This is a genomic window from Halovenus marina, assembly GCF_051414115.1.
Lineage (GTDB): Archaea > Halobacteriota > Halobacteria > Halobacteriales > Haloarculaceae > Halovenus > Halovenus marina.
Window position 1 is genome coordinate 896,834 of record NZ_JBLKNZ010000001.1, and the last position, 26,394, is coordinate 923,227.

General features: G+C 63.4%; 28 protein-coding genes. 11 read left to right on the forward strand and 17 right to left on the reverse strand.

Features of this window, described 5'->3' with window-relative positions:
• Positions 1-12: 12 nt before the first annotated feature.
• A complete protein-coding gene (gene larB / locus ACMGFL_RS04545; RefSeq protein ID WP_436934350.1) occupies positions 13-780 on the reverse strand; it encodes a nickel pincer cofactor biosynthesis protein LarB in 768 nt (255 codons plus the stop codon).
• A 187-nt stretch (positions 781-967) separates the two neighbouring features.
• Between larB and ACMGFL_RS04550 the strand changes: the two genes are divergently transcribed.
• On the forward strand, positions 968-1,135 hold the full coding sequence (locus ACMGFL_RS04550) for a DUF1931 domain-containing protein (protein ID WP_436934351.1): 168 nt from the start codon (positions 968-970) through the stop codon (positions 1,133-1,135).
• A gap of 82 nt (positions 1,136-1,217) precedes the next feature.
• On the opposite strand, the gene rpiA is transcribed toward ACMGFL_RS04550, so the two are convergent.
• Together rpiA and ACMGFL_RS04560 are read right to left on the reverse strand one after the other, a co-directional pair.
• Positions 1,218-1,916 carry a ribose-5-phosphate isomerase RpiA gene (gene rpiA, locus ACMGFL_RS04555; protein ID WP_436934352.1) on the reverse strand — a complete coding sequence of 233 codons (699 nt, stop codon included), beginning with the start codon at positions 1,914-1,916 and terminating at the stop codon, positions 1,218-1,220.
• A 72-nt stretch (positions 1,917-1,988) separates the two neighbouring features.
• Positions 1,989-2,855 (reverse strand): universal stress protein, encoded by an 867-nt coding sequence (locus tag ACMGFL_RS04560; RefSeq protein ID WP_436934353.1) that lies wholly within the window; start codon positions 2,853-2,855, stop codon positions 1,989-1,991.
• Between the two features lie 129 nt (positions 2,856-2,984).
• Here ACMGFL_RS04560 and mutS point away from each other — a divergent pair, with 129 nt between their 5' ends.
• Together mutS and ACMGFL_RS04570 are read left to right on the forward strand one after the other, a co-directional pair.
• On the forward strand, positions 2,985-5,630 hold the full coding sequence (gene mutS, locus ACMGFL_RS04565; protein WP_436934354.1) for a DNA mismatch repair protein MutS: 2,646 nt from the start codon (positions 2,985-2,987) through the stop codon (positions 5,628-5,630).
• On the forward strand, positions 5,623-6,291 hold the full coding sequence (locus ACMGFL_RS04570; protein WP_436934355.1) for a hypothetical protein: 669 nt from the start codon (positions 5,623-5,625) through the stop codon (positions 6,289-6,291). The genes mutS and ACMGFL_RS04570 overlap by 8 nt, the downstream gene beginning before the upstream one ends.
• Before the next feature lie 24 nt (positions 6,292-6,315).
• On the opposite strand, the gene nucS is transcribed toward ACMGFL_RS04570, so the two are convergent.
• The 3 genes from nucS to ACMGFL_RS04585 all read right to left on the reverse strand — a co-directional run bounded on the left by nucS (position 6,316) and on the right by ACMGFL_RS04585 (position 7,927).
• Positions 6,316-7,047 carry an endonuclease NucS gene (nucS, locus tag ACMGFL_RS04575; protein ID WP_436934356.1) on the reverse strand — a complete coding sequence of 244 codons (732 nt, stop codon included), beginning with the start codon at positions 7,045-7,047 and terminating at the stop codon, positions 6,316-6,318.
• 72 nt (positions 7,048-7,119) lie between these two features.
• Positions 7,120-7,641, reverse strand: coding sequence for a hypothetical protein (locus ACMGFL_RS04580; RefSeq protein WP_436934357.1), 522 nt, complete (start codon positions 7,639-7,641; stop codon positions 7,120-7,122).
• Between the two features lie 115 nt (positions 7,642-7,756).
• Positions 7,757-7,927 (reverse strand): DUF7535 family protein, encoded by a 171-nt coding sequence (locus ACMGFL_RS04585; RefSeq protein WP_436934358.1) that lies wholly within the window; start codon positions 7,925-7,927, stop codon positions 7,757-7,759.
• A 215-nt stretch (positions 7,928-8,142) separates the two neighbouring features.
• On the opposite strand from ACMGFL_RS04585, the gene dnaK reads away from it, so the two are divergent.
• From dnaK to ACMGFL_RS04600, 3 genes are all read left to right on the forward strand, one after another.
• On the forward strand, positions 8,143-10,110 hold the full coding sequence (gene dnaK, locus ACMGFL_RS04590; protein ID WP_436934359.1) for a molecular chaperone DnaK: 1,968 nt from the start codon (positions 8,143-8,145) through the stop codon (positions 10,108-10,110).
• Between the two features lie 91 nt (positions 10,111-10,201).
• A complete protein-coding gene (gene dnaJ / locus ACMGFL_RS04595; RefSeq protein ID WP_436934360.1) occupies positions 10,202-11,335 on the forward strand; it encodes a molecular chaperone DnaJ in 1,134 nt (377 codons plus the stop codon).
• A gap of 1 nt (position 11,336) precedes the next feature.
• Complete coding sequence (locus tag ACMGFL_RS04600) at positions 11,337-12,173, forward strand: acyl-CoA synthetase family protein (RefSeq protein WP_436934361.1); 837 nt, start codon at positions 11,337-11,339, stop codon at positions 12,171-12,173.
• A 60-nt stretch (positions 12,174-12,233) separates the two neighbouring features.
• Here the strand turns inward: ACMGFL_RS04600 and ACMGFL_RS04605 are convergent, their stop codons facing one another.
• The 3 genes from ACMGFL_RS04605 to ACMGFL_RS04615 form a co-directional block, all read right to left on the reverse strand.
• Positions 12,234-12,983 (reverse strand): hypothetical protein, encoded by a 750-nt coding sequence (locus tag ACMGFL_RS04605; protein ID WP_436934362.1) that lies wholly within the window; start codon positions 12,981-12,983, stop codon positions 12,234-12,236.
• Positions 12,984-13,077: 94 nt separating this feature from the next.
• Positions 13,078-13,866, reverse strand: coding sequence for an aldo/keto reductase (locus ACMGFL_RS04610; RefSeq protein ID WP_436936416.1), 789 nt, complete (start codon positions 13,864-13,866; stop codon positions 13,078-13,080).
• A 128-nt stretch (positions 13,867-13,994) separates the two neighbouring features.
• Positions 13,995-15,374: a geranylgeranyl reductase family protein gene (locus ACMGFL_RS04615; protein ID WP_436934363.1), complete on the reverse strand. Its 1,380-nt coding sequence runs from the start codon at positions 15,372-15,374 to the stop codon at positions 13,995-13,997.
• 138 nt (positions 15,375-15,512) lie between these two features.
• Here ACMGFL_RS04615 and ACMGFL_RS04620 point away from each other — a divergent pair, with 138 nt between their 5' ends.
• Positions 15,513-16,577: a hypothetical protein gene (locus tag ACMGFL_RS04620; protein ID WP_436936417.1), complete on the forward strand. Its 1,065-nt coding sequence runs from the start codon at positions 15,513-15,515 to the stop codon at positions 16,575-16,577.
• Positions 16,578-16,592: 15 nt separating this feature from the next.
• On the opposite strand, the gene ACMGFL_RS04625 is transcribed toward ACMGFL_RS04620, so the two are convergent.
• On the reverse strand, positions 16,593-16,943 hold the full coding sequence (locus ACMGFL_RS04625) for a type II toxin-antitoxin system PemK/MazF family toxin (RefSeq protein WP_436934364.1): 351 nt from the start codon (positions 16,941-16,943) through the stop codon (positions 16,593-16,595).
• Positions 16,940-17,311 carry a MarR family transcriptional regulator gene (locus tag ACMGFL_RS04630; protein WP_436934365.1) on the reverse strand — a complete coding sequence of 124 codons (372 nt, stop codon included), beginning with the start codon at positions 17,309-17,311 and terminating at the stop codon, positions 16,940-16,942. Before ACMGFL_RS04630 ends, ACMGFL_RS04625 begins: the two co-directional genes overlap by 4 nt.
• A 175-nt stretch (positions 17,312-17,486) precedes the next feature.
• On the opposite strand from ACMGFL_RS04630, the gene ACMGFL_RS04635 reads away from it, so the two are divergent.
• A complete protein-coding gene (locus tag ACMGFL_RS04635) occupies positions 17,487-18,749 on the forward strand; it encodes a geranylgeranylglyceryl/heptaprenylglyceryl phosphate synthase (RefSeq protein ID WP_436934366.1) in 1,263 nt (420 codons plus the stop codon).
• Positions 18,750-18,782: 33 nt separating this feature from the next.
• On the opposite strand, the gene ACMGFL_RS04640 is transcribed toward ACMGFL_RS04635, so the two are convergent.
• The 3 genes from ACMGFL_RS04640 to ACMGFL_RS04650 are packed head-to-tail and all read right to left on the reverse strand — an operon-like array spanning position 18,783 to position 21,057.
• Positions 18,783-19,517 carry a hypothetical protein gene (locus ACMGFL_RS04640; protein ID WP_436934367.1) on the reverse strand — a complete coding sequence of 245 codons (735 nt, stop codon included), beginning with the start codon at positions 19,515-19,517 and terminating at the stop codon, positions 18,783-18,785.
• Entirely contained in the window at positions 19,517-20,263 is a 747-nt protein-coding gene (locus ACMGFL_RS04645) for a hypothetical protein (protein WP_436934368.1), read from the reverse strand. Before ACMGFL_RS04645 ends, ACMGFL_RS04640 begins: the two co-directional genes overlap by 1 nt.
• A complete protein-coding gene (locus ACMGFL_RS04650) occupies positions 20,260-21,057 on the reverse strand; it encodes an ABC transporter ATP-binding protein (RefSeq protein WP_436934369.1) in 798 nt (265 codons plus the stop codon). Before ACMGFL_RS04650 ends, ACMGFL_RS04645 begins: the two co-directional genes overlap by 4 nt.
• A gap of 164 nt (positions 21,058-21,221) precedes the next feature.
• Here ACMGFL_RS04650 and ACMGFL_RS04655 point away from each other — a divergent pair, with 164 nt between their 5' ends.
• The gene (locus tag ACMGFL_RS04655; RefSeq protein WP_436934370.1) at positions 21,222-21,548 is read left to right on the forward strand and encodes a hypothetical protein; all 327 of its coding nucleotides are present in this window, start codon (positions 21,222-21,224) and stop codon (positions 21,546-21,548) included.
• 27 nt (positions 21,549-21,575) lie between these two features.
• Here the strand turns inward: ACMGFL_RS04655 and ACMGFL_RS04660 are convergent, their stop codons facing one another.
• The 3 genes from ACMGFL_RS04660 to ACMGFL_RS04670 form a co-directional block, all read right to left on the reverse strand.
• A complete protein-coding gene (locus ACMGFL_RS04660; protein ID WP_436934371.1) occupies positions 21,576-22,439 on the reverse strand; it encodes a 2-oxoacid:ferredoxin oxidoreductase subunit beta in 864 nt (287 codons plus the stop codon).
• A complete protein-coding gene (locus ACMGFL_RS04665) occupies positions 22,436-24,199 on the reverse strand; it encodes a 2-oxoacid:acceptor oxidoreductase subunit alpha (protein WP_436934372.1) in 1,764 nt (587 codons plus the stop codon). The genes ACMGFL_RS04660 and ACMGFL_RS04665 overlap by 4 nt, the downstream gene beginning before the upstream one ends.
• A gap of 126 nt (positions 24,200-24,325) precedes the next feature.
• Positions 24,326-25,045 carry a class I SAM-dependent methyltransferase gene (locus ACMGFL_RS04670; protein WP_436934373.1) on the reverse strand — a complete coding sequence of 240 codons (720 nt, stop codon included), beginning with the start codon at positions 25,043-25,045 and terminating at the stop codon, positions 24,326-24,328.
• A 216-nt stretch (positions 25,046-25,261) separates the two neighbouring features.
• Between ACMGFL_RS04670 and ACMGFL_RS04675 the strand changes: the two genes are divergently transcribed.
• Complete coding sequence (locus ACMGFL_RS04675) at positions 25,262-25,537, forward strand: MarR family transcriptional regulator (RefSeq protein WP_436934374.1); 276 nt, start codon at positions 25,262-25,264, stop codon at positions 25,535-25,537.
• An 83-nt stretch (positions 25,538-25,620) separates the two neighbouring features.
• Positions 25,621-26,343 carry a YkgJ family cysteine cluster protein gene (locus ACMGFL_RS04680; protein WP_436934375.1) on the forward strand — a complete coding sequence of 241 codons (723 nt, stop codon included), beginning with the start codon at positions 25,621-25,623 and terminating at the stop codon, positions 26,341-26,343.
• The last annotated feature ends 51 nt before the right edge of the window (positions 26,344-26,394 follow it).

Here is a 26,394-nt window from a genome sequence, read left to right on the forward strand (position 1 = left end):
CGCGATGGTCGGCTACGGACTGCGCGAAGCAGCTATCCGTCTGGCGATTAGCCCCGCCTGCGCGCCAGCGGTGAAGCCAGCGTCGACGTTCACCACGGAGATCGCGGTGCAGGACTGCAGCATCCCCAGCAGTGCGGCCTCGCCCGCTCCGCCATGACCGTATCCGGTCGAGACTGGCAGACCGATCACCGGCACGTCGACGAGTCCAGCGACGACTGTCGGGAGCGCGCCTTCTCGTCCGGCCGCGACGATCAGCACGTCCATCTCACGGAGCGAATCGAGTTGGTCCGTGACGCGTGACAGCGAGGCTACGCCGACGTCTTCGAACGTCTCGATATCGACACCCATCTCCTGAGCGATGACGCTCGCTTCGCCTGCGGGGATAGCATCCGAGGTGCCACCTGTGACGACGCCGACCGTCGCAGCAAGATCCGGCATCTCGAACGCCGCTGTCCGTGCCACGAGCACCTGCGACCGGCCGTGGTCCTCGATGTTCGCGTCGGAAAACTGCTCTGTGAGATGCTCGCGGACAGCGGCGCGCTGCTCGTCGTCGAGTCGCGTGAGGATGGCGCGTCCGGTCGTCTGCATGCTCGTCGCCGCCAGGTCTACCAGTTCGGCCGTCGTTTTGCCGGTTCCGAGCACCGCCTCAGGGACGCCGCTGCGTTGCTCTCTGGTTGCATCGAATCGCCCGGCGTCGGTCGTGGCGTAGCCACGGAGTCGCGTCTCGGCTTCCTCCGGACTCAGATCGCCGTTCGCGACTGCCTCGAGGATGTCGCGCATGGGCTGAACGACGCCGCCGCGACACTCCTACCTGTCGGTCTCGTGCTTGAATCCTGCCTGCGCAGCACTCAGACCACTGCGAACGTCCCTCGAATCGTCACTTACCACCCTCAAACTACCGAGAACGCCCGCGACACGGGTCAAAACGGGAAAGCTTATAACTTCCCCTCGAAAAACCAACGGCTGTATGGCAGACCTAATCGTCAAAGCCGCTGTGAAGGAAGAGCTCGATGATATGAACGTTGCGTCCGACTTCTACGCCGCCCTCGACGACGAAGTCGAAGAGTTGCTCGAAGACGCGGCCCGACGGGCCGAAGCGAACGACCGGAAGACCGTCCAGCCGCGCGACCTGTAAGCCGGTCTTACTGCGGTCTTTTTCCGTTACTCATACTCCGATAGCCGCTCGTCTCTCACTCGCGGTAGCTGTTGCGGATCTCTCAACACTCACGGACGCGGACGCCGTCTGCGGCTCCGACGTGTATCTCGTCGGCCATCTCGACGAACAGGCCGTGTGCGAGTACGCCCGGAAGCGCGTCGATTGTCGCCCCCAGATCCGCAGGTGTCTCGACGACTCCGAAGTCGCAGTCGACGACGAGATTGCCGTTGTCGGTCACGACTGGGCCGCTCTTTCGCTCGGCGTCGCGAAGCACTGGGTCGCCGCCGAGTTCACGGAGGCTCCGGGTGACCGGCCGCCTGGCGTCGGGCAACACCTCGACTGGGACGGGGTGGTCGAGTTCCGCGGATTCCTTGCGCTGGTCGACCACGACGAGCAGGCGGTCCGCCGCGCCGTCGACGAGCTTCTCGCGTGCGTGGGCCGCGCCGCCGCCCTTGACGAGCGCCGCCCCTGACACCTGATCCGCTCCATCGATGGCGATATCGGGCGTGGCCTCGTCGAGCGTCGTCAACGGAATGCTGTGCTCCGCGGCGAGTTCGCGCGCCTGATACGAGGTCGGGATCCCTTCGATGTCGAGGCCGCTGTCGACGCGCTGGCCCAGTTCGCGAATCGCGTGGGCCGCGGTACTCCCCGACCCCAGTCCGACGACCATCCCGTCGCTGACGGCCTCGACGGCGCTTTCGGCCGCGCGGCGCTTCTGCGCTCGCACCGCATCCTCTGTGTTCGTCCGATCCTCGGTCATAAGTGGGTGCTGTCGGCCACGACGCAAAAGCGTTCCCACCCTTGTTGGTCGCTGTGTTCGGCAAGCGCGGGGTCACTCCTCCGGGTTCGTGACGGTGATGACCGGAACGGGGGCCGAGCGGACGGTTTCCTCTGCGACGCTTCCGAGGAGGATCCGCTCGGTTCCGCGCCGTCCCGTCGTCCCCATCCCGACGGCGTCGATGTCGTTGTCCTCGATGCAGTCGAGGATCGCCTCGGCGGGCGTCCCTCGTGTGACGTGTTCGACCGTCTCGTCGACCCCGTGTGTTGCTGCCCGCTCGACGATGTCCTCGACTGCCTCGGTCGCTGCCTGGCTGCCTTCCTCCTCGCTCGCTTCCTCACCCAACCCGAGCAGCGAGTCCTCGACGACGGAGAGCACGTGTACGGTCGCACCGAGGGCGGCCGCAAGCGACAGTACGTGGTCGGCTGCGTATGTCGCCGCGGCGCTCCCGTCAGTTGGGATCAAGATGTGCTCGTAGGGAAAGGCCAACTGTTCGTCGGGTTTCATCCGCGCCGTGAGAACCGGCACGGAGGAGAGTCGGACGACTTTCTCGGAAACGCTTCCGCCCAGCACCCGGGTAACCCCCTCTCGACCGCGGGAGGATAGCACGACCAGGTCGTGATCGTACTCCTCGGCGTAGTCGGCAATCGTCGGCGCTGGATTACCCTGAACGACGTTCGTCGTGTACGCGGCACCGAGCGTGTCGAGCGTGTCTGTCGCCTCTTCGAGCACCCGCTCGCCGTGCTGGACGAGCGCGTCGACCGTTCGTCCCTCGACGACGGTGACGCTGTCGCGTGTCGTATCCGCGACAAAGAGCACCTCGATTGTCGCGTCGGCCCAGTCTGCGATCTGACACGCGTGATTGATGACCGCCGTTGCGCTCTCGCTGCCGTCGAACGGGAGGAGAATGCTGTCGTACATTACGTGGGGGTACGTCGAGTGTGCCCCTAATGGTTTTCACCGTGTCCCCGACCCCGGTGCAATCGAACGTGCCACTCGTAACTGGCTGGATGTGAAAACTATTTGCACCCGGACGACCGGGTGACATCTATGGACAGTGCGCTGGGTCCACCGGACAAGATGCGCGAGCGACGCGAGGAGTTGACGCCGATGATGGCCCAGTACTTCGAGTTGTGCGAGCAGTACGACGACGCACTCGTTCTCTTTCAGGTCGGCGACTTCTACGAGGCATTCTGTGAGGCCGCCGAAACCGTCGCGCGACGCTGTGAGATAACGCTCACGAAGCGCGAGGACTCGACCGGACAGTACGCGATGGCTGGCGTCCCAGTCGACAACGCCGAATCGTACATCGAGCGCCTGCTCGATGCTGGCTACCGGGTCGCCGTCGCGGACCAGGTCGAGGAACCCGAGGCCACGAGCGGCGTCGTCGACCGAGCCGTGACCCGCATCGTCACGCCGGGGACGCTGACCGAGGCCGAACTGCTCGACGACGACCGGAACAACTTCGTCGCCGCCGTCGCCGGACGCGACCGACTGGGGCTTGCCGTCCTCGACGTCTCGACGGGGGAGTTCTACGCGACGAGCGCGGGCGACGCCGAGACGATCGCAGACGAACTCGGCCGGTTCGACCCCGCCGAGGCTATCGTCGGTCCCGACGCGCCGACCGGTCTCTTTCCCGAGGACTGCCCCGTCAGCCCCTACGACCCGGCGGCGTTCGACCGAGAGGAAGCGGGCGAGACGCTCCGGTCGTACTTTGGGTCGCCCGAGACGCTGCTCGCTGGTGATGCGGAGATACGCGCCTGCGGGGCCGTCCTCTCGTATGCCGAGTACGCGCGCGGTGGCGAGGACGGAACGCTTCCGTACCTGAACCATCTCACTCGCTACGACCCGCGGGAGTACATGTTGCTGGACGCGGTCGCGCTGGAGAGTCTGGAACTGTTCGACCCCCGGACGGTCCACGGCCGCGAGGACGCGACGCTCGCTGGCGTCGTCGACGAGACGGCCTCTGCGATCGGACGACGCACCGTCGACGAGTGGCTCCGCCGCCCGCTGCTCGACCGTGATGCGATCAGCGCTCGCCACGACGCAGTCGAGCAGTTGCGCGATTCGGTTCGGACGCGCGAGCAGTTACAGAACTGTTTGGCGGAGGTTTACGACATCGAGCGCCTCATCTCTCGGATCGCTCGCGGCCGAGCGAACGCCCGCGACCTGCGCGCCCTGGCGGAGACGCTCGCTGTGGTACCCGAAGTGCGTGACCTGCTCGCTGACCCTGGCTGTGAGAAACTCGCGGATCTGCGCGAGCGACTCGACCCGCTCGAAGAGGTCCGCTCGCTGATCGACGACGCGATACAGGAAGACCCCGCTCGCGAAATAACCGAGGGCGGCGTGATCAATCCGGAGTACGACGATGACCTGGCGGTGCTTCGTGAGACCGAGCGGTCGGGCAAGGCGTGGGTCGACCGTCTTGAAGAGAGCGAACGAGAGCGGACCGGTATCGACTCGCTGAAGGTCGGACACAACACCGTCCACGGCTACTACATCGAGGTGACTGATCCGAACCTCGACAGCGTCCCCGACGACTACGAGCGCAGGCAGACGCTCAAGAACGCAGAGCGGTACTACACGCCGGAACTGAAAGCCCGCGAGGAGGAGATTCTGCAGGCCGAGAGCCGCGCGGACGAACTCGAATACGAACTGTTCTGCTCGGTCCGGTCGACGGTCGGGGCCGAATCCGAGCGCGTCCAGTCGCTCGCGGACGCGCTTGCCGAACTCGACGCGCTCGTCGCCTTCGGCACCGTCGCCGCCGAGTACGACTACTGCAGACCCACATTCGAGGCGGACCGAACCGTCCGGATCGAGGATGGCCGTCACCCCGTCGTCGAGCGAACCCAGGAGTCGTTTGTCCCCAACGACACGGCGCTCGACGAGTCGTCCCATCTCGCGGTCATCACTGGCCCGAACATGAGCGGAAAGTCGACCTACATGCGTCAGGTCGCGCTGGTCGCTGTCCTCGCTCAGGCTGGAAGCTTCGTCCCCGCCAGCGACGCGCGCCTGCCAATCTTCGACCGGGTGTTCACTCGCGTCGGCGCGAGCGACGACATCGCGGGCGGGCGCTCGACGTTCATGGTCGAGATGACCGAACTCGCGGACATCCTCGACAACGCCACCGAGCGCTCGCTCGTCCTGCTCGACGAGGTGGGCCGCGGCACCAGCACGACCGACGGATTCGCCATCGCCCGCGCAGTCACCGAGTTCCTCCACGACGAGGTCGGTGCGCTGACGCTGTTTGCGACCCACCATCACGACCTGACCGCCGTCGCCGCTGACCTCCCTCGGGCGACGAATCTCCACTTCGAGACGGGCCACGAAGACGGCGACATCGTCTTCGAGCACGAACTCAGACGGGGCGGCGCGGATGGTTCCTACGGCGTCGACGTGGCCGAGATGGCTGGCGTCACGAGCGATGTCGTCGGCCGGGCGCGAACCCTCCTCGAAGCCGAGCGACCGGTGACTGACGTTCGAGCGAACCGGGCCGAACCGCAGGCGGAAACGCGTCCGGATCTTCCGGTCGGTCGGAATCGCACGGACGGTGGAGACCTCGACAGAGCGCCCACCGACCGACGCGCGCAGGTCTGTCAGCACCTGCTCGATATCGACATCGCGACGATGACGCCGGTCGAGGCGCTGACGACGCTCTCGGAGCTACAGAACCGGCTGGAGGACGGCGATGGCTGACCGACGACGCTACATCGGCACGAAGCAGCTACAGACTGCCTGGACGGTGCTCGTTCTCATCGCCGTGGCGCTCGGTGTCGGTCCTTTGAGCACGTTTCTCCCGGACGTGTCGCTTCCGGTCTGGGTCGGTGCTGGGAGTGTTCTCTGGGTCGCCGGACTGGTTGCGTTCGGCCTCCGTGACCGGCGACACTGGAACCGGATGGTCGAGCGCTCGTCGTTCGAGCACCATCGCGGGACGCGCCGCGCCGACCTGGAGAAACTCTACCGCGGACGCTCGGTGACGGTGACGACAGCCATCCCTGGCGTGCTCGCGGGCACACACCTCCAGGTCCGAACGGCAGTCGAGAACGTCGACGCTGAGTTCACCGTCGAAATCGAACGCGTCGAAAGCGACGGCTCTGACCGCGGACTCACGACCGGGAACGAATCGCTCGACGAGCGCTTCGTCATCTCCGGTCGGGAGGGAAACGTCGCCCGCTTGCTCTCTCCGGACGTGCAGGCGGCACTGATGGATCTCGAGACTTCGGGAACGCTCATCGTCACCGGGACCGACGTCGTCTACGACGTTCCGTTCACTCGCCTGTCCGGCGGTGAACTCGAAACCATCGCAACCGTCGTCGTCGAATTTGCAGAACGTGTCGAAGCGGTCGCGGGGGCGTAACTACTCGAACCAAGCGAAACTGCGCTACGTGTCTGGCGTCGGCGCGAGCGAGACAAATTCGAGGCCGCGTTCGTCGAGCAACTGTGAGGCCCGGTCAGTCACCGAGGGTGCGACGAGGATGCCCCGAACTGTGCGCTCTGCGTGCAGGTCGCGTTCGAGTGCGTCGACGTAGCGGTTGAGTTGGCTGACCGCGTCCGGGCCGACCCGGCGGCGCTTGAGTTCGACCACGACGGCGTTTCCCGCCTCGTCCTCGCCGTAGATGTCGACCGCACCGGCGGGCGTCTCGCGCTCGGTCGCTCGCGGCTGAAAGCCCGTTTCGAGCAGCGACGGTTCCTCCAGAATCCGGTCGCGCAGATCCTCCTCGGTCCCAGAGAGTGCGAGGTCGTTCTCGTCGGTCATCGGAAAGGCCCCGCAGTGAGTGACGCGCTCGAAGGTGACCCGGAGCGTCTCGTCGGGGGTCGTTCGCTCGCTCTGGATGACCAGTCCGTCCTTGACAGTGACGCTGTGGTCACATCCGGGCGGTTGCCAGTTGACCGGCTTCTGACCCTCGTCAGTGTGAACGAGCGCAGAGCCGTCGGGTTTCAACACGACCAGGCGGTCGCCGGGGCCGAGCGTGCTGGACGCACGCCCCTCGTAGACCACCCGACAGCGGCCGACGAGTGTGACCAGCCACTCCCGCTGTAATCCAGCCTCGACCATCTCGCAGGCGTCCGCGGCGTCGGGTCGGTGTCGCGTCAGCGCTCCCGTCTCTGTCACGTGATTCGGTAGCGCGCACGGACACAAAAGGACCACTGTTGCGAACTGCGAGTGTTTACGACTGTCCTGCACTCACCTCCGAAACTTTGCGGCGAGCGCGCGTCCGACCCCGACCGTTCTGGACGCAACCGACCGCGCGAGCGTCTGAACCGCCGTCTGCTCGGTTATCAGCCCCGCTGTGACGGCATCGCTCGCGACGAGTTTGCGCGTCCGCGTCGTCTGCAGCAGACGAGTCGCTTCGTCGGGGCTGGTCACCCGGACGAGCGCGCCACAGGTCGCGCTGGCCGCCTGCTCGGAGACGTCTGTCCCTGGCGCGCTCGGCAGGCCGAACCACAGCGGAAGCGCCACGCCGACCGTCCACGGCGAGCAGAGATAGACGACCTCGCAGACGAGATAATCGAGGGAGTTCGGGACTGTAGCGAGTGATTGCCGCCCCGCTCTTTGCCAGGTCTGGGCTTCGAGCACGCTGAGCCGTTCCGCTGGCGTCCCTGCAAGCACTGCCGAGCGAACCGCTTCCCGTCCACCCCAGTGTGAGCGATACTGCTCGTAGGCGCCGTCAGGTCGCCAGCACAGCGCGACGGCACGTTCACCCACGCCTGTCACCGTCCACGACACGCTGACCTGACGACTGCCAACGCTGGCACAGTCCGACGTTCATCACGCCACGCTGGCTGCCTGATCGGATAAAAACCTCCGGGGTGGCTTCCGTCTACTCTTCTTCCCGGTCGTCACCGACGATCAGGTTGTAGAGTCTGATCAGAAGGAGAATCGGCAACAGCGGAATGATGAGCACGACCATCCCGAGGAACATGAGCCAGCCGATGAGTCCCATCCCGCTTTTGCTCGTGGGTGGGCGGACTTCGCTTACACTCTCTGTCATTACCCGGTGCTACCGGACGGTGGGCAAAATAGGTTGCTGTGTGGAGTGCAGTCACGGGTCCGCTACTCGGTCACTTACTGTCGGTCCATAGTCTATGGAAAACCGTCCGACGGGCGCGGAAAGCACCCACTCGACGGACGGCAAAACCGCAACGCGCGAGCCAGTTATGTCGTCTAGCAACCTTTAAACGGAACAATCGGGTACGCATGAACAACATGACGAGCAACAAGATTCTTGGTATCGACCTGGGGACGACAAACAGCGCGTTTGCGGTCATGGAAGGTGGCGACCCGGAGATCATCGTCAACAGCGAGGGTGACCGGACGACGGCCTCGGTCGTCGCGTTCTCGGACGGCGAACAGATCGTCGGCAAACCTGCGAAAAATCAGGCCGTCCAGAACCCCGAGAACACTATCGAGTCGATCAAGCGCCACATGGGGGAGGAGGATTACACGGTCGAACTCGAAGGTGAGGAGTACACGCCCGAGCAGGTCTCTGCGATGATCCTCCAGAAGATCAAACGCGACGCCGAGGAGTATCTCGGCGACGACATCGAGAAGGCGGTCATCACGGTTCCGGCCTATTTCTCCGACCGACAGCGTCAGGCCACGAAAGACGCCGGTGAGATTGCTGGCTTCGATGTCGAGCGGATCATCAACGAACCGACCGCGGCCTCGATGGCCTACGGTCTCGACGACGAGTCCGACCAGACCGTGCTCGTCTACGACCTCGGGGGCGGCACCTTCGACGTGTCGATTCTCGAACTCGGCGGCGGCGTCTACGAGGTGGTCGCGACCAACGGCGACAACGACCTGGGTGGCGACGACTGGGACGAGGCCATCATCGACTGGCTGGCCGAGGACTTCGCGGACGAACACGGGATCGACCTGCGCGAGGACCGACAGGCGCTCCAGCGACTCCACGAGGCCGCCGAGGAGGCGAAGATCGAACTCTCGAACCGCAAGGAGACGACGATCACCCTCCCCTTTATCGCTGCTGACGACGACGGCCCGAAGGATCTGGAAGCCTCGCTCACGCGAGCGAAGTTCGAGTCGCTCACCTCGGATCTGGTCGAACGAACCGTCGACCCGACCGAGCAGGCACTGGAAGACGCCGGATTCACCAAGTCCGACATCGACGAGGTCATCCTCGTCGGCGGGTCGACGCGGATGCCGATGATTCAGGAGAAAGTCGAGGAACTGACCGGCAAAGAGCCGAAGAAAAACGTCAACCCCGACGAGGCAGTCGCGCTCGGCGCGGCCATTCAGGGCGGTGTCCTCTCCGGAGACGTCGAGGATATTGTGCTGGTCGACGTGACGCCGCTGTCACTCGGCGTCGAAGTCAAGGGCGGTCTCTTCGAGCGCCTCATCGAGAAAAACACGACGATCCCGACCGAGGAGTCGAAGATCTTCACCACGGCGCAGGCCAATCAGACGCAGGTGCAGATCCGCGTCTTCCAGGGCGAACGCGAGATTGCCGAGGAAAACGAGCTACTCGGCGCCTTCGCGCTCTCGGGCATCCCGCCAGCGCCCGCAGGCACGCCACAGATCGAGGTGACGTTCTCCCTCGACGAGAACGGCATCGTGAACGTTGAGGCCGAGGACAAAGGCTCGGGCAATAAGGAGGACATCACCATCGAGGGCGGCGTCGGTCTCTCCGACGACCAGATAGAGGAGATGCAGGAGGAAGCCGAGAAACACGCCGAGGAAGACGAAAAGCGTCGCGAGCGCATCGAGGCGCGCAACGAGGCCGAGTCGACGATCCAGCGTGCAGAGACCCTCATCGACGAAAACGAGGAGGAACTCGACGCGGAGATTCAGGAGGATATCGAGGCGGCAATCGAGGATCTGGAGGCGGTCGTCGAGGACGAGGACGCGACCACGGAGGACCTCGAAGAAGCGACCGAGGAACTCGCTGACGAACTGCAGGAGATCGGCAAGCAGATGTACCAGCAACAGGCCGCCGAAGGCGGCGCGGGCGGCGCTGGTGCGGCAGGCGCTGGCCCCGGCGGGATGGGCGGCGCTGGACCGGGCGGGATGGGCGGTGCAGGTCCCGGCGGAATGGGTGGTGCTGGCGCAGGCGGTGCCCAAGGCGCAGGCGAGGAGTACGTCGACGCCGACTTCGAGGACGTCGAGGACGAGGAGAGCGCCGACGACCAGTCCGACGACGAAAGCGAGGAGTAGCTACCCTGTCGTTCGGGGAGCGCGTCGTGATTGCTATCGGTTTCGAACCCGGACAGCTTTAGTGTCCGAATCGAGTAGACCAGCATAACTGATGACGGAGGACTTCTACGACGCACTCGGCGTCTCGCGGGATGCATCCGATGAGGAGATCCAGGACGCCTACCGCGAGGCAGTCCGGAAGTACCACCCGGACGTGAGCGACGACCCGGAGGCCGAGGAGAAATTCAAGAAGGCAAAGACGGCAAAGGAGGTGTTGACAGACGACGAGAAACGCCAGATGTACGACCAGATGGGTCACGAGCAGTTCGTCGAGGCCGAGAAACGCGGCGCGACCGACAGCGGCGGTCGCAGAGGCGGTGACCCGTTTGGCGGTGGCGGCGTCGGCGGGATGGGCGACATCTTCGACCAGTTCTTCGGCGGTGGCGGCCGCTCGCGTAACCGACCACAGCAGGGCAAGGATCTGAAGACGCAGCTCGAAATCGATCTGGAAGACGCCTACCGCGGTGTCGAGAAACAACTGACGGTCACGCGACCCGAGGAGTGCGACGAGTGCGACGGACGCGGTCATCCACCGGGAACTGATTCGCACACCTGTCCGGAGTGTAACGGGCAGGGCCAGCAGACCCGCGTGCAGCAGACGCCGTTCGGTCGAATGCAACAGACGGCGACTTGCCGCCGCTGCGAGGGCGAGGGCACTATCTACGACGAGACGTGCTCGGTGTGTCGCGGCGACGGTGTCGTCCGGAACGAGGCGACTCTCTCGGTCGAGATTCCGGCGGGCATCCGCGACGGACAGAGCCTCCGGATGGACGGCGAGGGCGCGCCGGGCGAGCGCGGAGCGCGCAACGGTGACCTGCTCGTCGAGATCAGCATCGCAGACCACCCCGACTTCGAGCGCGACGGCGACGACCTGAAACTGCGGGAAGCGGTCTCCTTCCCGCAGGCGGTCTTCGGCGACACCATCGAGATCGAAACCTTCGACGGCCCGGTGGAGATGGACCTTCCGGCAGGCACACAGAGCGGCGAGACGTTCCGTCTCGAAGGGAAGGGGATGCCCCGACTCCGACGCCGGGGGCAGGGTGACCTTCTGGTGAACGTGCAGGTTGTGACGCCCGAGAACCTCAACGCGGAGCAACGCGAGGCTCTAGAGCAGTTTGCCGAGGCGGGCGGCGAAGAGATAGACATCGACCAGGGCTTTTTCGACAAACTCCGCAGTAGCTTCTGAGATGACCGAACTGAACGGCGGGGGAGACGACGGCACTGGTCCCGAGACGCTCAAAGAACTGCTCGCACGTCTCCGTCAGCGAGAGGGTATCGCACTCGAAGCCCGGGGGCGGACAGCACCGTACAGTAGCGCTGACTTCGCGACGAACGCGTACAAGGCGGGCAATCTGTTCAGACACTACGGGATCCGACCCGGCAGTACGCTCGCTGTCGTCGCCGGGCCGAAGGAGGCAGATGCAGACGCAGATGCGGTCGGTATTGTCGACTCGCCGGAGCCGCTGTTGTCCGTGTTCGGCGGCGTGTCGCTCGGTGCGACCGTCGACCTCTCACCGTCACAACCCGTCGCGACCCGGGCGTTCGTTCTCCCTGCAGGGTGGCTCGACCGCTACACGGTCGAACCCGGTTGCTCGCAAATTGCCTATGGTGGTCCACCCGACGCGGCCGACGTGGCTCATTACGAAACGGAAACGTGGAGCGAGAACCCGACCGCGCCACCCGACCACGTTACGTCCGACGACCCCGCGCTGTCGTTGGATGGCGGGGCCGCGACACACGAGCAGATTCTCGACGTGGCCCGGGGCGTTGCACGGACGGCGGCCATCGACACGTCGAGTCGCGTCGCGCTCGCCGCGCCGGTGACGGAACCGGGGGCGTTCGTCGCTGGCGTCGTTGCCCCCCTGCTCGCCGACGCGACGGTCTACCTGCCGGGCGCAGTAGAAAGCGGTCGTCCACTCATCGGTGATTTGACGCACGTGGTCGCTGCGGACGACTTCGATGGGACTGTCGAGGATCACACGCTGATCGATCCGGAAGACGTGACTGCCCAGTTACAGCGGTAGCGAGACGAACACCCACCCGTTCACGAGAACGTTCGTCGTGTCGTGTCAGCGACTTCTGCGTTAGTTGGTCGGACGAATGAGATCCGCAAGCGTCACGAGAATGCCGAGAATCCAGCCGACCGGCACAGAGATGGCAAACCAGATGATGACGTGGTGGGCCTCCTGTCGGTCGAAGTTCTCGACCAGATAGTCGACGACGCCGTACGGATCGGGGCCTTCGTCGACGTACCATGTCGCGAGCGAGTCGCTCGAATCGAGGATGACGTCGCCAAGCGCCGCCGAGAACAGCGCGGCGACGACCGGTGGCAGGAAGATTGCCGTCACCGCGAAGGGATAGGCGAACAGGACGGTGATCGGGCGCCCGTCGAGTCGCCAGAACAGATACGAGAGCGCCGACGAGAGAATGGCGACGCCGCTCGCGGCGGCGACGGCAGTCGCTCCGCCTTCGGTGAGGGCGTCCTGGAACTGGAAGTAGATGACTGCGGCCAGTCCGCCCCAGAGGAGCAGGAACATCCCGACGACGCCGAAAAAGCCCAGTCGGACTGCGGTGACGTTGATCTTTCGCGTCTGGAACCGCAGGAAGTAGCCGAGCAACACGAGCGGATAGACGATGCTCACGACGGGAACGCCGAGTGCAGACCAGAGTCGGTAGAAGAGAGCCTGTCGGGTTCCCTCTGGTTGCCACTTACCCAGTACAGTATCTTCCGCACCGCGCTGCCGGGGGTAGACGAACTCCATCCACGTCTCGTGCATCACGCGCACGTCGTATTTGATGGCATCAGTCAGCCCTTGCTCGCTCCCAGCAGACATGGACGGTCTTTCGACGCCCCCCAGTATATGTTTTCGTATCCCGTCTCGTCTCTCACCGCTCCCCGAGATTCCGTCTTGTTGGTTTCCCAACCAACTACCAGGCGTCGGGTGCGAAGCCGGGATGGACCTTCCGGTCTGTCCGGTCGATGGCGTCGATGCGCGCCATGTCATCCTCGTCTAGGTCGATGTCGAGGCTCTCCCAGTTGTCCCGGATGTGGGCCTCGCTGGTGGCCTTCGGGATTGCCGTCACCCCGAGTTCGCGAAGCCACGCGAGCGCGACCTGTGGCTCGCTTGCGTCGTGTTTCTCGGCAATAGCTCCGAGCGTCTCGTCGCCGATGACGTCTCCACGTGCGAGCGGCGAGTACGCAACGAGATCGAGATCAGTTTCGGCCGCGTATTGGCGGAGGCGTTCCTGTTGAAGGAACGGATGCATCTCGACCTGATTCGCGAACACAGGCGCGTCCAAGATATCCCGGGCCTGGTCGACGTGTTCTGGCTCGAAGTTCGAGACGCCCATATTTCGGATCAGTCCCTCGTCGTAGAGTTCGTCGAACGCCGATAGCGTCCCCTCCGGGTCGTACTCGCCAGCGGGCCAGTGGATGTACAGTAGATCAAGGTAGTCCGTGCCCAGACGGCTGAGACTCGTCTCCGTCGACCGGAGCACGTTCTCCGGCGAGAGCTTACTGATCCACACCTTGGTCGCGAGAAAGATGTCCTCTCGGGCGACGTCAGCCGCGGCGATACCGTCACCGACTGCATCTTCGTTACCGTAGGCCTGTGCGGTGTCGATGTGGCGATAGCCCATCTCCAGCGCCGTTCGGACGCTCTCTGCGCACTGGTCGGGGTCTTCGTTCTCCCACGTACCGAGACCGAGCATCGGCATGCCATCCGCGGTCGGGACTGCGTCGGGTGTTGGCACCATGTCTCGGAATAGGGTCACGAGCCTGAAAAGGGGCCAGAAAGCGGCAGTTCTCCGACGACGTTTGGCACGTCACCCGTCCCCGACAGTGCTCAGTACTTGGGATCCGCGCCGGTGACTTCGTAGACGTCGTCCATGACCGAATCGCGGGTCTCCTGCCAGTCAGCGAAGGCATCGGGCGTCGAAGGGTAGTCCCCGTAGACCTCCTTGAGTTCTGTCGCCAGTTCGTTGACCTGGTAGGCCTCGTACAGCGTCGACCAGTGGCCGCGCGTCTTGATCCCGGTGACAAAGGCCGTCTTGAGTTTCTCGGCCAGTGTGAGCGATGCGCTTCCCTTCTTGCCCATCAGGTCGATGAGCATCTCGCCGGGGAGCGCGGTCACGACGTCTGTGAGTTCGTCCACGTCGTGGGCCGACCCGAAGATGTTGTAGAGATCCATCGCTGCGAAGCGGCGACCGAAGTCCGTCTGGACGAGTTCGTTGTACTCCCAGAGTGCGGACTCGTCGACCGTTCCGTCCGAAATGGCCTCGGTGGCGACTTCGGCGGCCCAGTGGCCCGCCTTCGCCGCGCCGGGGATGCCGCCGCCGGTCGTTGGATTGACGTGTCCAGCCGCGTCGCCGACCGACATGAATCCCGGCGCGACCGCGGAGTCGTAGGGCCGTCTCGTGGGCAGTGCCGCGCCGAGTTTGTCCTTGACTTTCGCGCCCTTGAACTCCGGACGGTTCTCCAGGTCACGTTTGAGCACGTCGACCAGCGGCATCGGCGGCTTGTTCATCTGAAAGCCCAGCCCCGCGTTTATCTCCGTCGCCGTCCGCGGGAAGTACCAGAGATAGCCGAGTTCGTCGGTCGGCTTGAAGACGATTGCGTCGTCGTACTCTACTGGCTCTTTCGTCTCGATGACCTCGCGATAGGCCGAACAGAACTGCGAGTAGTCGACGTTCGTGTCGAAGGTCGTCCCGGAGAAATCCACCTTGTCCTGCAACAGGGAGAGCGCGCCCGCGGCGTCGATGACGACGTCTGCCTCGTAGGTGATCGCCTCGCCGTTCCGGGTTGCCTGCACGCCCGACACCGTGCCGTTCTGCATAACGTCGTTGACGACGGTGTCGTACAGCACGTCCGCGCCGACGCGGTCGGCTTCTTCGAGCAGCACTTCGCCGTAGCGCTTGCGGTCGACGACTGCACCAGATTCGCCTTTGAAGGGAATGTCGATGTCGTCACCTTTCGGGTTCAGAAACATCGCTCGCTGGATGTTCTCGTTGGTGAACGACTCCTCGCGCAGGTAGTCCCGGTCGATCACGTCCGGAAACGTGCTCTTGCCCTTGATGGCGTCGCCACAGGCGATGTGTCCAGCGTCTGCTTCTGACTTCCGCTCGAGCAAAACAACGTCGAGACCGTTCTGTGCGGCCGTCGCTGCTGCGAAACAACCGGCCGTTCCCCCGCCGACTACCACTATATCGCGGGTGTCTGTCGTCATTTGCACTCTGTTCGACAGCCTACCGTAAAAAACCTGCCTGATGGGATCTGTCTGCTGGATTTCTAACTGTTCCGTGTGCTCGACGGCGCTAACCGTCAGGATAAAGACGGCGACGGACCCACCATCGCCAAGAACGCGATGCTCGAATCTGGTGCTGGCTGGCTGGCGCGACGGGACGTGTTGCCGACAGCGATGCGAGCGGTGTTTGGCTACTACGCTCACAGCGGCGTCTTCGACTACGGCAGCCTTCGACTCAAAAGCCGCGTCGACGACACCGTCGACGAGATGATCGCCACTGCATTCACGGACGTCGAGGAAGCTATTGCCGAGGCGTTCGATCGAAACGCTGCCGACTTCGAGTACGACACCAAACTCGTCTTGCCCGCTCGCCTGACGCTCGGCCACTGTTACCGGACCCTCGACGAACGTCGCCATCAAGAGGCCGAACAGCTCACACGCCTCGCAGTCGAAGCGCTCATCGACGGGGACATGCGCGACGCGATAAACGACAGCGAGTTCGAGGATTTCGCAGTGGACTTTGCGACCGACAGCGACGACCGGCGACAGATCGCAGAAATCGCCCAGGAGGTGCTCCAGGCGCGCGTCGAGTCACATTTTGCGGACTATCCCGACCAGGTGCGGGACATCTACGACTGGGCGGTCGACATCTCCGAGCGCCACCAGGACGAAGACGAGCGATTTCGAGCGTTGATGGAGCGAGCGCGGGCGGGCGAGGACGGCGCGCTCTCGGCTATTCAGACAGAGTACCGGGACGCGACCTTCGCCGATCCCCCTGAAATTTTCACCGCCGAGGAACTGGACTTGCCGTATCTCAAGACCCAGTACGACCGCGTCGGCGTCATCTACGACGGGATGGTTCGGATGTATGAGGCGGCCGACTTGCCCGTCGACGACGCCTTTCACCGCGCCATCGTGTTGGCGATCATCGGCGCGCAGGTCTGGCTCGACGACATCGACGACTACGACGCAGACGTTCGGGAGGGACAGTTGACGCCCGTGACAGCCGAGTATCTTCTCAACGACGACGACCGCGTGGCGGCCCGTTCTGTCGTCGATATCAGCGAGCGGTACTTCGACAGAGCGCGCGCACAGGCGACGGAAGCGGATTCTCCCCTGACGGGAATCGCAACCGAGTACATCTACTACGACGGGTCGCCCGAGGTTCTTCCGGGCTGGAATTGACACACAGGAGTGCGGTTACTGCAGTTCTTCAGTGAGAGCAGTGACCGCCTCGTCGACGAGCGCAGTTTCCAGACGGTCCTGCCAGAAGTCGATATCCTCGCGGTCGATCGATTGGACACTCCACGGTACGATTCGACTCTTGGCTGGCGTCCCGCCACGGATCCACCGCTCCTCTGGAATCTCGATGAGCCCTTCCATCCACGATTTCGAGGTCAACGTCAGTGTGATGTATTGCTCGCCGTGAAACGGACGCCCCTCGTGATTCGAGAGCACGAGCCACGGACGAGCACGCTCCTCGCCTTTGAACGGGTCGTCACCGTAGACGACGTCTCCACGCTCGAAGATTGGGATGCCTTCGTCGGTCACTGTTCGTCCTCGACGCTCGGATGTGGGTCACTTGGGGCCTGTTCCTCCCATGCCTCCCTTTCTTCCTCGCCGAGTTGCTCGTTGAACAGAGCCGTCGCCCGCTGGTATCCGTGATATCCTTCACGCCGTTCGACATCGTCGGTAATCGCCCAGTACGCCGCCTTGTGCTCGACGAGGTCGCGATCCTTTAGCCGCGAGAGTGCTGTACTGATTGCGCCCGTGTCCAGACCAATTTGTGAAGTAATTTCTCGCGCTTTGAACGCACGGTCCTCGTTGGCGGCGAGAAACCCGAGAACCAGATCGGGGGCAGAGAGATCCTCGAGTTCCTCCTCACTTGTGTTCTCGAAGGTGTCCCGATCGATGGACATCGTTTAACGGTACTACGTCGCATGCTGTAAAGAGCGTTCGGTCTGAAAGCAGTGAAATAACTGTGCTGTGCTCGGTACGATACGACGGTGGTACCCGGCGACTGGGTCTGTCGCGCCAGCGAAACCCCACAAGGGAACATTCTTGTACTCGATAGCGGAAACGTGTAGCCAAGAGATGGCGCTCGTAGACATCGCCAAACGGCTTGACTCGCTTGCGTCCGTCGCGTCGCTGGGCGGGCGGACCCTGCTCGGACTGGATACGAATCCGGTTCCGACGTGGGATCACATCACCAAGGTCGACCCCGAACACGGGAAGAAACTCCCGCTCGCCTATCCCCTGTATCTCGCTCGAACCGGCGGGGTGTCCGTCGGTGGCTCTCGGGACGTCACCGACCGCAACACGGAGGAGACACTCGATCTCATCACCGCAGCGGAGGTTCCGGCGTTTCAGGAGCCGAGCGCGCCGGATCACGTCACCGAGAAAACACGCGATACTGCGGACTTTCTCGCGATCCCTGAAGTGCTCAACGGCGACACCGAGTCACTCATCGGCACGCTCGGCGGGGGCATCGACTACACCCGGTCAGAACTCGCTCCCGAGATGATCGCGGACAAGCTTGGGTCTGGACTCGCTGGCCTCGCGGGCGGTCGACTCTCGGATTTCGCTGCGGGGTACATGCTCGAAGAGGCCATCTTCGAGGCGTACATCATCATGAACCTCGACAGCGCCGCCGCGCGGGAGGCGAACGTCACCGAGGACGACCTCCTCTCTGTGACGGAGGCGAAACATCGCGCGCTCGCTGCAGAGTACCGACTGGAGAGTGAGGTCATCTACGTCGAGTATTCGGGCACCTACGGCGGCGACGAGGCGGTCGAGATGCTCGAAGCGATCGACGAGGCGACGACGTGGCCTCGCCTGTGGTACGGCGGCGGCGTCGACAGCCGCGAGAAGGCCCGTTCCGTCCGGGATGCTGGCGCAGATGCGGTCATCGTCGGTGACGCCTTCCACGATGTCGCGGAGGAAGAAGCTACGCTCGTCGAGGCTGCCTTCGAGCAGTTCGAGACGAATCCGGACCGGGAGCACCTACGCGAGTGGGTCGACGACGAGATCGACGTTGAGGACTCGGCTGCTGCCCGCTATCTCTCGACGATTCCGACGCTTCCAGAGCCAGAGACGCGGGCGATCGATGCGCTCACCGCTGGCGTTTCGATGGCGCTGGCGATCCGGGACCTGGCACGCGGTCTGGACGACCCGGACGAAGCCGACATCGACGCGGCGCTCGAAGACGAAGACACGCTGCCGGGAGAATCCGCCTTCGCCGACGTCCTCTCCGATCCGCGACCGCTCGCGCGGCGGTTGAGTGCTGGCCTGCTCGCGGACCGGTTCGATGTCGACGAGGACCCCGCCGTCGTGCGTCACCTGGCAGTCAGCCTTTGATGGACTCTTCTCTGTACTCGCCACTCCGGCCCGTCAACTGACGTCCGTCGCCCGGTAGAAGGCCGCTATCCCGACGACGAGCAAGGCGAGTGTATAGCCGGTCGCGCCGACGAGGTCTGCGGTGCTGACGCTCGTGGTAAATGCGGCGTCGAACAGCGCGTTCGTCCCGAAGTGACTCGGAAGGGCCGCTGTCCAGACTGGCGAGTCAGTCGCGAGCGGGTTCTGGAACATGAGGATGTCCACCATCGGCGCGAACAGGAGGACGTACACTCCGCTCAGTCGGTCGAGTCCGATCCCGACGATGACGCCGAGGATTCCGTAGACGACTCCGATCAGCATCGTCGTGACGACGAACAGGCCGAGTGATTCTGGGGTGAACGCGAGTACTGCGACGACCACCGACACGGCCGTCACGAGCGCGGTTCCGAGTCCGAGCGTCCCGACGCGCGCGACGATCAGGTCGACGGCGCTGTATCCCGCCAACCGGAGTCGGTCGTCGGCGGCTTCCGAGGACTGGATCAGAAACAGGCCGACGATCCCCGACAGTATCGCAACGGTGACGGGCGTCATGAACGCCGCTGCGAAGTGCGTCATCGGGATAGACGCTCTCGTTCCGTCGATTGTTACCGGGGCGGTCGTGTCGGGAACGAGCAGAACGAACACGCCGATGATGTACGCCGGGAGGAAGCCGAGCAACGCAAGCAGCACTGGTGTCCGTCGAAACTCGCGTGCGCCCATTCTGACGGCCGTCGAAACGCGCTGGTTCATCAGGCGTCACCCCCCGCTTCGACCCGATACGAGTACACGAGGACGCTGGCGACGGCAAACACCGAGATGTGAACGGCGGCCGGAGCCAGTTGCGACAGCGCGAACGACCCGTCTACGACTGCCTGCGTGACGATTTCGTGGGGATGACTCAGCGGGGCAAATCGCGTGATGTCCTCACTGATCCTGAACAGGCCGCTCGCGAAGACGTTGTCCACGTCTGCGAGAATGACGAGAAACAGCGACCCTTCCAGTTCCCGGGGTAGGATACTGCCCACGAGGATACCGAGGAGTCCGTAGATGACGCCAGCGAGTGTGAGACCGACGAACACACCGACCGGGGATCCGACGGGATCTGACAGGAGCACGGTCAGCGAGAGCGCGCCGACGACACTCACCAGCAGACTGGCGAGAACGACCGTCGCAAACCGCGCCGCGACCAGTTCGGTCCCCTGAAAGCCACAGACTGTGAGCCGGTGGTCGGCGTTTCGTGCGCTGATCATCTGGAACAACCCGAGTACGCCAGCGAGCGCACCGGTCGCGAAGACGGCCCCAGTGATCCGGCCGGTCGTCGCGGGCGGATGGGCCGACGCGAACACCCCGATGTCCGGAAACTGGCCCATGCTGACGCCGTAGACCTGAATCGACACCACGGGCAGGACCACGAGCATCACGACGGTAAACGGCTCTCGAACGAACGAGCGTGTGCTGGCCGTCATCCCTGCCATCATCCGGTGGACGTCACTCATGTTCGCCCTCCTGTCGGGGCTTGCTTTTGCTCGTCTGCCCCGTCGACGAACGACTCGACTCGCTCGCAATCGACGCCCGCTGCCGTCGGGTCTGGGTCGAGTTCCTCCTCCGCTCCGACCGTCTGTTTGTGGAGGTGACCGTCGTGGAGTTCGTAGACTACGTCGAACCGGTCGCGCTCGTTGATGATGTGTGAGATGATCGCAACGCCGACACCACGCGCTTTCAGTTCCTCGGTCAGGTCCCAGAACGCGAGGAAGGTCTCCCAGTCGAAGCCAGTGTAGGGTTCATCGAGCAAGAGCAGGTCGGGTTCGTGCATCAGGGCGACCGAGAGGTTCACCTTCTGTCGGTTGCCGCCGCTCAGCCGTCTGACCTGTCGGTCGCGGAACTGCTCGAAGTCCAGGACGTCGGTGAGCCAGGACCGGGACTCGGCAATCTCCTCCTCGCTCATCCCGTACGCGGTTCCGAACAACTCGAAGGTCTCGTCGACCGTCAACCGCTCGTAGAGTCGCGGTTCCTGTGGACACCACCCGATGGCTCCCGTCCGCTCGACCGTCCCCGAATCGTGGTCGAGCACGCCTGCGAGGATGCCCATCAGCGTCGACTTGCCGCTACCGTTCTCGCCCATGATGCCGACGACCTGTCCGCGCTCGACGTGGAGGGTCGCGCCGTCGAGTACCTCGACCGAACGGGTGAACGGAAGCCGCGACTCGTAGGTCTTTGCAACGTCTGTTGCCCGGACGACAGCGTCGTCTGCCTCCGGTGACCGAGCACCGTCAGTCTGGTCTCCCGTCATGCCAGTTTGATCTATGCATGGGCAGTTCAATGCGATTTTGGTTATGAATCCAAACTGAAACCAGGACCAATATTTCAGTTCGAATCTAATACCACCTCCCGACTGAACGCTGTCGTACGATAGCGCAGGAACTATTTTATTCGGGTAGCGTCATAGTTTCCCCTATGGATATCGCATTCATCCTCGTGCTTTTGAGCTTTCCCGCGCTCTTGCAGACCTGTTTCGCTATTTTTGTGTACGTGGACGCCCCCGACGTGAGGATGCCGCGACGAAAGTGGACGCTGATCGCTCTTTTGGTCCCGATATTCGGCTTTTTCACGTATCTGCTCGAACGGGCGGAGCGAACCAGCGAGCCACCCGACGACGACCAGTTCGTCGACGGCCCGTTTCGAATCCACAAGTCCCGAGCGGACGATACGCCGGTCGTCTCAGAGGGGCCGCCGGACGCTGACGACCTAGAAGAATCAGATGGCACTGACCGGACTGAATAGCGAGCGGGCGAGAGCGAACTGCGTCAGTCAGTAGAACTCGCGGACCAGATCCATCGCGTCCTCGGGCGCGCCGTCCGGAATCTCTGCCATGTTTTCGTCGAGCCCCTCGCGCTGTTCGTACGGGACGCTGTTCTCGTCCTGATAGATGACGCCGATGTGTTCCCGGTCGCCGGACATGATCCGCTCGCGGGCCTGGTCGTAATCCGAGGGGTCGTGGTCAGTCTCCGAGAGGTCGACGATGGAGTCGCGCCAGTAGTCGTAGGTGTCGACGTCGTTGAACGTGACACACGGCGAGTAGACGTTGACCAGCCCGAACCCGTCGTGTTCGATCGCTTTCTTGACAATCTCGGTGTGGCGCTGGCTGTCAGAGGAAAAGGACTGCGCGATAAAGCTCGCTCCAGAGGCGAGCGCGAGCGCGAGCGGGTTGACGGGGGACATGTTCGTCCCGTCGGGCGAAGTCGACGTCTCGAAGTCCTCACGCGAGGTCGGTGACGCCTGCCCTTTGGTCAGCCCGTAGATGCGGTTGTCCATCACGACGTAGCTCATATCGACGTTCCGGCGGACGGCGTGGATGAAGTGCCCGGCACCGATCGAGTAGCCGTCACCGTCGCCGCCAGCGACCATCACTTCGAGGTTCGGGTTGGCGAGTTTGACGCCGATGCCGACCGGGAGCGCGCGCCCGTGGACGCCGTGCAGGGCGTAGCTGTGCATGTAGGTCCCGATCTTTCCGGAACAGCCGATCCCGGCGACGACGAAGGTGTCGTCGGGGCTGTTGCCGGTCTCGGCGAGTGCCTTCATCATGCCGTTCATCGTCCCGAAGTCGCCACAGCCGGGACACCAGGTCGGTTGCTTGTCGGACTTGAAGTCGGTAAAGCGGATGTCTGAGCTCATTGGGTTGCCTCCGTCGGGTGACCGACAGCCTCTCTAATCTCCTCTGCGAGTTCGTCGGCCTTGAATCGCACGCCGTTGAACTTGTTGATGCGCTCGACGCGTTCGAGGACGTCGTGTTCGAGGACGCCCGCGAGCTGTCCGTTCGAGTTACACTCGACGACGATGGTCGTCTCGGCCGCCTCGATTTCCGCGTCCAGGTCCGGCCGCGGGAACAGATACGGCAGCGAGATGAGCCGAATGTCGAGGCCGTCCTCGTCGAGGAAGGTCAACGCCTCGCGCAGCGCACCCTCGTTCGACCCCCACGAGATGACGAGCGTCTCCGCGTCCGGGTCGCCGAACTCGCGGTAGTCCCACGTCTCTTCTTCCTGAGCGGTTTTGACCTTCTGCTTTCGCTTCTCGACCTGTTCGAGGCGAACCTCAGTGTCCTCGGTTCGTCGACCGAGTGAGTTGTGTTCGAGTCCGGTGGTCATGTGAGCGCCGCCCTCAGTGCCCGGGAACGCGCGGGGGCTCACGCCGTCCGCGGTCGGGAAGTGGGGCTGAAAGCGCCCCTGTTCGTCGGTCCAGGAGTCGATTTCGTCCTCGTCGACGACCTTCCCGCGGTCGATTTCCACCTCGTCCATGTCGAAGGCTTCCGGCGGGAACGTCTGTTCGGTGACCGCGAGCGCAAGATCCGAGACCAGATAGACGGGCACCTGATACTTCTCCGCGAGGTTGAACGCCTCGACGGTCTTCCAGAAACACTCCGCGACCGTCGTCGGCCCGACGACGAACCGCTCGACTTCGCCGTGCCCGCCGTACAGGAGCATGTTCAGGTCGCCCTGTTCCTGCTTCGTTGGCATCCCCGTCGATGGGCCAGAGCGCATCACGTCACAGATGACAAGCGGCGTCTCGCTGGTGCCGACGAGACCGAACGTCTCGGTCATCAGGTCGATTCCGGGACCAGAAGTTGCCGTCATCGAGCGTGCGCCAGCGCGCGCAGCGCCGAGCGCGAGGTTGATCGCCGCGAGTTCGTCCTCGGCCTGAACGACCTTGCCGCCGTACTGGTCGATCCGGCCCGTGAGATACTCCATCACGTCCGTCGCGGGGGTGATCGGATAGCCAGCGTAGAATCGACAGCCTGCGGCGATAGCGCCCATCCCGATGGCTTCGTCGCCGTTCAGGAGGACGTAATCGTTGTCGGTCGTCTCGAGATCGTAGCCGTACTCGTGGTCGTAGTTCTCCTGAACGTACTCCTGACCGAGGCGCGCTGCCTCCTTGTTGTTCTCGACGATGGCGGTTCCCTTGTCGGAGAAGCGCTTTTCGAGCGAGGCGTCGAGGTTCTCGATGGGGAACTGCGCCACCTCACAGGCCGCGCCGAGTGCGACGACGTTTCGCATGATGGCACCGCCCGCGTCCTCTGCGAGACTCTTCAGCGGCACGTCGAGACCGATCATCCCCCCTGGGATTTCGACGTCCTGCATCGTCGTCCGCTCGCCGTCGTAGATGATGACGCTCCCGTCGTGGAGTTCATCCATGTTCTCGTCGATGGTTCGCTCCGTGAGCGCGATGAGCACGTCCAGTCGGTCGACGACGCTCTCGACGCGGTCGACGGACGTCCGCACCTTGTACGCGGTGTAACCGCCGCGGATGCGCGAAGCGAAGTCTTTCGAGGTAAAGACGTGTCTGCCAGCACGTGACAGCGCCTGTGCAAAGATCTTTCCAGTAGAGTCGATTCCATCACCGGCTTCACCGCCGATGGCCCAGTTCAGGTCGTCGGGCATGTTATCCGCAAGCTATCAAGGGCGGAACGAAAAGCCTTCTCATCGCAACCGGGAACGTGACCGCTGGATGGACGATTCCGGCCGCTGATAGGACACGACGTGTCCGGATTCGAGACGGAGAATAGCCTACGTGTCAGGCGATTGGAGGCGCGCGTTCCAGTACGAGACGGTCGCGAGATATTTCCCAAGCGGCGTCCGGTGAATGCCGTTGTCGACCGCTCGAAACACCGACGCCACGCTGTTTGGTATCTTCCGATAGAATCCGTACGGGAACACCCAGTCGTGTTCGGCGCCGACGAGTTCGAGGTCGGCAGCATCGAGCAGTTCGCGGACGTCATTACCGGAGTACAGCCGCGACCCCATCGGCAGCGCCCAGTTGTACAGCGACCGCTGGGAAAACTGGTTGAACGTATCGAAGAAGATCTGCTCGCGGGAGACGCGACACATCTCCTGCAGGAACTGCTCGGGCGTGTCCGCGAGGTGGAAAAATCGCATCGCAAAGACGACATCGAAGCTGTTATCGGGAAACGGTAGGCGTCCGGCGTCACCGCGCATGAACTCTAGCCCGTCTTCGACGCCGAGCGACTGTGCCTTCTCCCGGCCCTGCTGGAGCATCGGCCCGGAGATGTCGAGTCCGATGATGTCCGCCCCGCGATTTGCGAGCATGGCGGTGAACCGACCCGTTCCGCAGGCAATTTCGAGGATTTCCTTGTCTTCGACCGGACCGAGTGCGTCGAGTACCGCCTCCTTCTCCCGTCGGTCGATGAGTTTCCCGCCCCGGGAGAACCGCTTGTCCTCGTAGGCCTCCGCAACCTCGTCGGCCTGATACCATTCCTGTCCTTTCACAGTAGGGTCTTATGCCCCGGGGATAAAACGATACTGGAACCGTTTCACCCATCCGCTGTCGGTGGTTCGACCACTGCGGGAACCCCCAACTAATCTCTCCTCTCAGCACTTATCAAATATCTTTGTATAAGGCCGTCTGTATCTGTTTGTACACCATTTAGTATTGAGTCCTGTATATAGCCAAGACTTACAAGTTCCCGCTGGGGAAGTGGACGTATGAGTACGCGAGCGCGACACGAGCGTAAAGAAGAAACCCGCCTGTCAGAATCCGAGTATCGAGACCGACTTCGCGAACTGCCCCCGAGTGCGAAACTCGTCGCGAAGATTCTCGAGACGGACCAGCCACTCTCGCAGGGTGAACTGGCGACGGAATCGCTGCTGCCGGACCGAACCGTTCGGTATGCGCTGAACCGACTCGAAGAGACCGAACTGGTCAAGTCCCGGTACAGCGTCACCGACGCGCGAAAGCAGGTCTACGCGCTTCGACTCTGACGTCGCTGCTCGCTGAACCGACCCGTCGGTCGACTTGCCCGCCGCGGACGACGACTTTTTGCGCCCACACACCAAGACCAGATGTGGATACTCTGGAGTCCGAACTTGAGCGCGCACGCGACCTCTCTGTGAGTGCGATTGCCGACGCAATCGAGCAGATCGGCTTTTCGTGTACGCGCTGTGGGGCCTGTTGCAAGGCTGCCGACTGTGAGGATACCGACAGCACCGCAACTGACGTGGACAGCGAGGAACACACGGCGACGGTGTTTCCCGACGAGATTCGACGACTTCAGGAACGTGGCTACGACTGGCGTGACGTCGCGCGTCCGATGCCGTACGGACTGACAGCGGACGACGAAAACGACCGAACTGACGATGCCAGCGCAGAAGGGACTGAGACCGCAGGCCGAACGACTTTCGAGTGGGCGTTGCAGACCGACGCCTGCGGCGACTGTACCTTCTACGAGGAGACAGACGGGACAGGTGCCTGCACGGTTCACGAGGACCGGCCGCTGATCTGCCAGACTTATCCCTTCAGTGTCGCACTCGGCGGGACGAGTCAGCCGATGGGCGAGGCGGTGGACCGGGAGGGGATCGTTCGCGCACACGAGTGCGAGGGACTCGGACGCGACATCTCGCGAGCGGACGCCGAGGAACTGGCTGACACGCTCAAGGAACGCGCCGTTCGTGAACTCGAAGAAGCTATCGGGGTCCGTGACACCTACGAACCGGTCGACGCCGAGGGCGTGGTCGTCTACGATTCCGAGGGGCCGAAGCGGCCGGACGGAACCGCGATCGATACCTGATTGCGGGATAGCGGCGATTGTTCGAACGGACAATAACTACTTTGGGGTTGG

Bases quoted from the DNA above. Each gene is read 5' to 3' on its own strand.
- larB (WP_436934350.1), bottom strand. From the start codon at position 780: ATGCGCGACATCCTCGAGGCAGTCGCGAACGGCGATCTGAGTCCGGAG.
- ACMGFL_RS04550 (WP_436934351.1), top strand. From the start codon at position 968: ATGGCAGACCTAATCGTCAAAGCCGCTGTGAAGGAAGAGCTCGATGAT.
- rpiA (WP_436934352.1), bottom strand. From the start codon at position 1,916: ATGACCGAGGATCGGACGAACACAGAGGATGCGGTGCGAGCGCAGAAG.
- ACMGFL_RS04560 (WP_436934353.1), bottom strand. From the start codon at position 2,855: ATGTACGACAGCATTCTCCTCCCGTTCGACGGCAGCGAGAGCGCAACG.
- mutS (WP_436934354.1), top strand. From the start codon at position 2,985: ATGGACAGTGCGCTGGGTCCACCGGACAAGATGCGCGAGCGACGCGAG.
- ACMGFL_RS04570 (WP_436934355.1), top strand. From the start codon at position 5,623: ATGGCTGACCGACGACGCTACATCGGCACGAAGCAGCTACAGACTGCC.
- ACMGFL_RS04585 (WP_436934358.1), bottom strand. From the start codon at position 7,927: ATGACAGAGAGTGTAAGCGAAGTCCGCCCACCCACGAGCAAAAGCGGG.
- dnaK (WP_436934359.1), top strand. From the start codon at position 8,143: ATGACGAGCAACAAGATTCTTGGTATCGACCTGGGGACGACAAACAGC.
- dnaJ (WP_436934360.1), top strand. From the start codon at position 10,202: ATGACGGAGGACTTCTACGACGCACTCGGCGTCTCGCGGGATGCATCC.
- ACMGFL_RS04600 (WP_436934361.1), top strand. From the start codon at position 11,337: ATGACCGAACTGAACGGCGGGGGAGACGACGGCACTGGTCCCGAGACG.
- ACMGFL_RS04605 (WP_436934362.1), bottom strand. From the start codon at position 12,983: ATGTCTGCTGGGAGCGAGCAAGGGCTGACTGATGCCATCAAATACGAC.
- ACMGFL_RS04610 (WP_436936416.1), bottom strand. From the start codon at position 13,866: ATGCCGATGCTCGGTCTCGGTACGTGGGAGAACGAAGACCCCGACCAG.
- ACMGFL_RS04615 (WP_436934363.1), bottom strand. From the start codon at position 15,374: ATGACGACAGACACCCGCGATATAGTGGTAGTCGGCGGGGGAACGGCC.
- ACMGFL_RS04620 (WP_436936417.1), top strand. From the start codon at position 15,513: ATGCTCGAATCTGGTGCTGGCTGGCTGGCGCGACGGGACGTGTTGCCG.
- ACMGFL_RS04630 (WP_436934365.1), bottom strand. From the start codon at position 17,311: ATGTCCATCGATCGGGACACCTTCGAGAACACAAGTGAGGAGGAACTC.
- ACMGFL_RS04635 (WP_436934366.1), top strand. From the start codon at position 17,487: ATGGCGCTCGTAGACATCGCCAAACGGCTTGACTCGCTTGCGTCCGTC.
- ACMGFL_RS04640 (WP_436934367.1), bottom strand. From the start codon at position 19,517: ATGAACCAGCGCGTTTCGACGGCCGTCAGAATGGGCGCACGCGAGTTT.
- ACMGFL_RS04645 (WP_436934368.1), bottom strand. From the start codon at position 20,263: ATGAGTGACGTCCACCGGATGATGGCAGGGATGACGGCCAGCACACGC.
- ACMGFL_RS04650 (WP_436934369.1), bottom strand. From the start codon at position 21,057: ATGACGGGAGACCAGACTGACGGTGCTCGGTCACCGGAGGCAGACGAC.
- ACMGFL_RS04655 (WP_436934370.1), top strand. From the start codon at position 21,222: ATGGATATCGCATTCATCCTCGTGCTTTTGAGCTTTCCCGCGCTCTTG.
- ACMGFL_RS04660 (WP_436934371.1), bottom strand. From the start codon at position 22,439: ATGAGCTCAGACATCCGCTTTACCGACTTCAAGTCCGACAAGCAACCG.
- ACMGFL_RS04665 (WP_436934372.1), bottom strand. From the start codon at position 24,199: ATGCCCGACGACCTGAACTGGGCCATCGGCGGTGAAGCCGGTGATGGA.
- ACMGFL_RS04675 (WP_436934374.1), top strand. From the start codon at position 25,262: ATGAGTACGCGAGCGCGACACGAGCGTAAAGAAGAAACCCGCCTGTCA.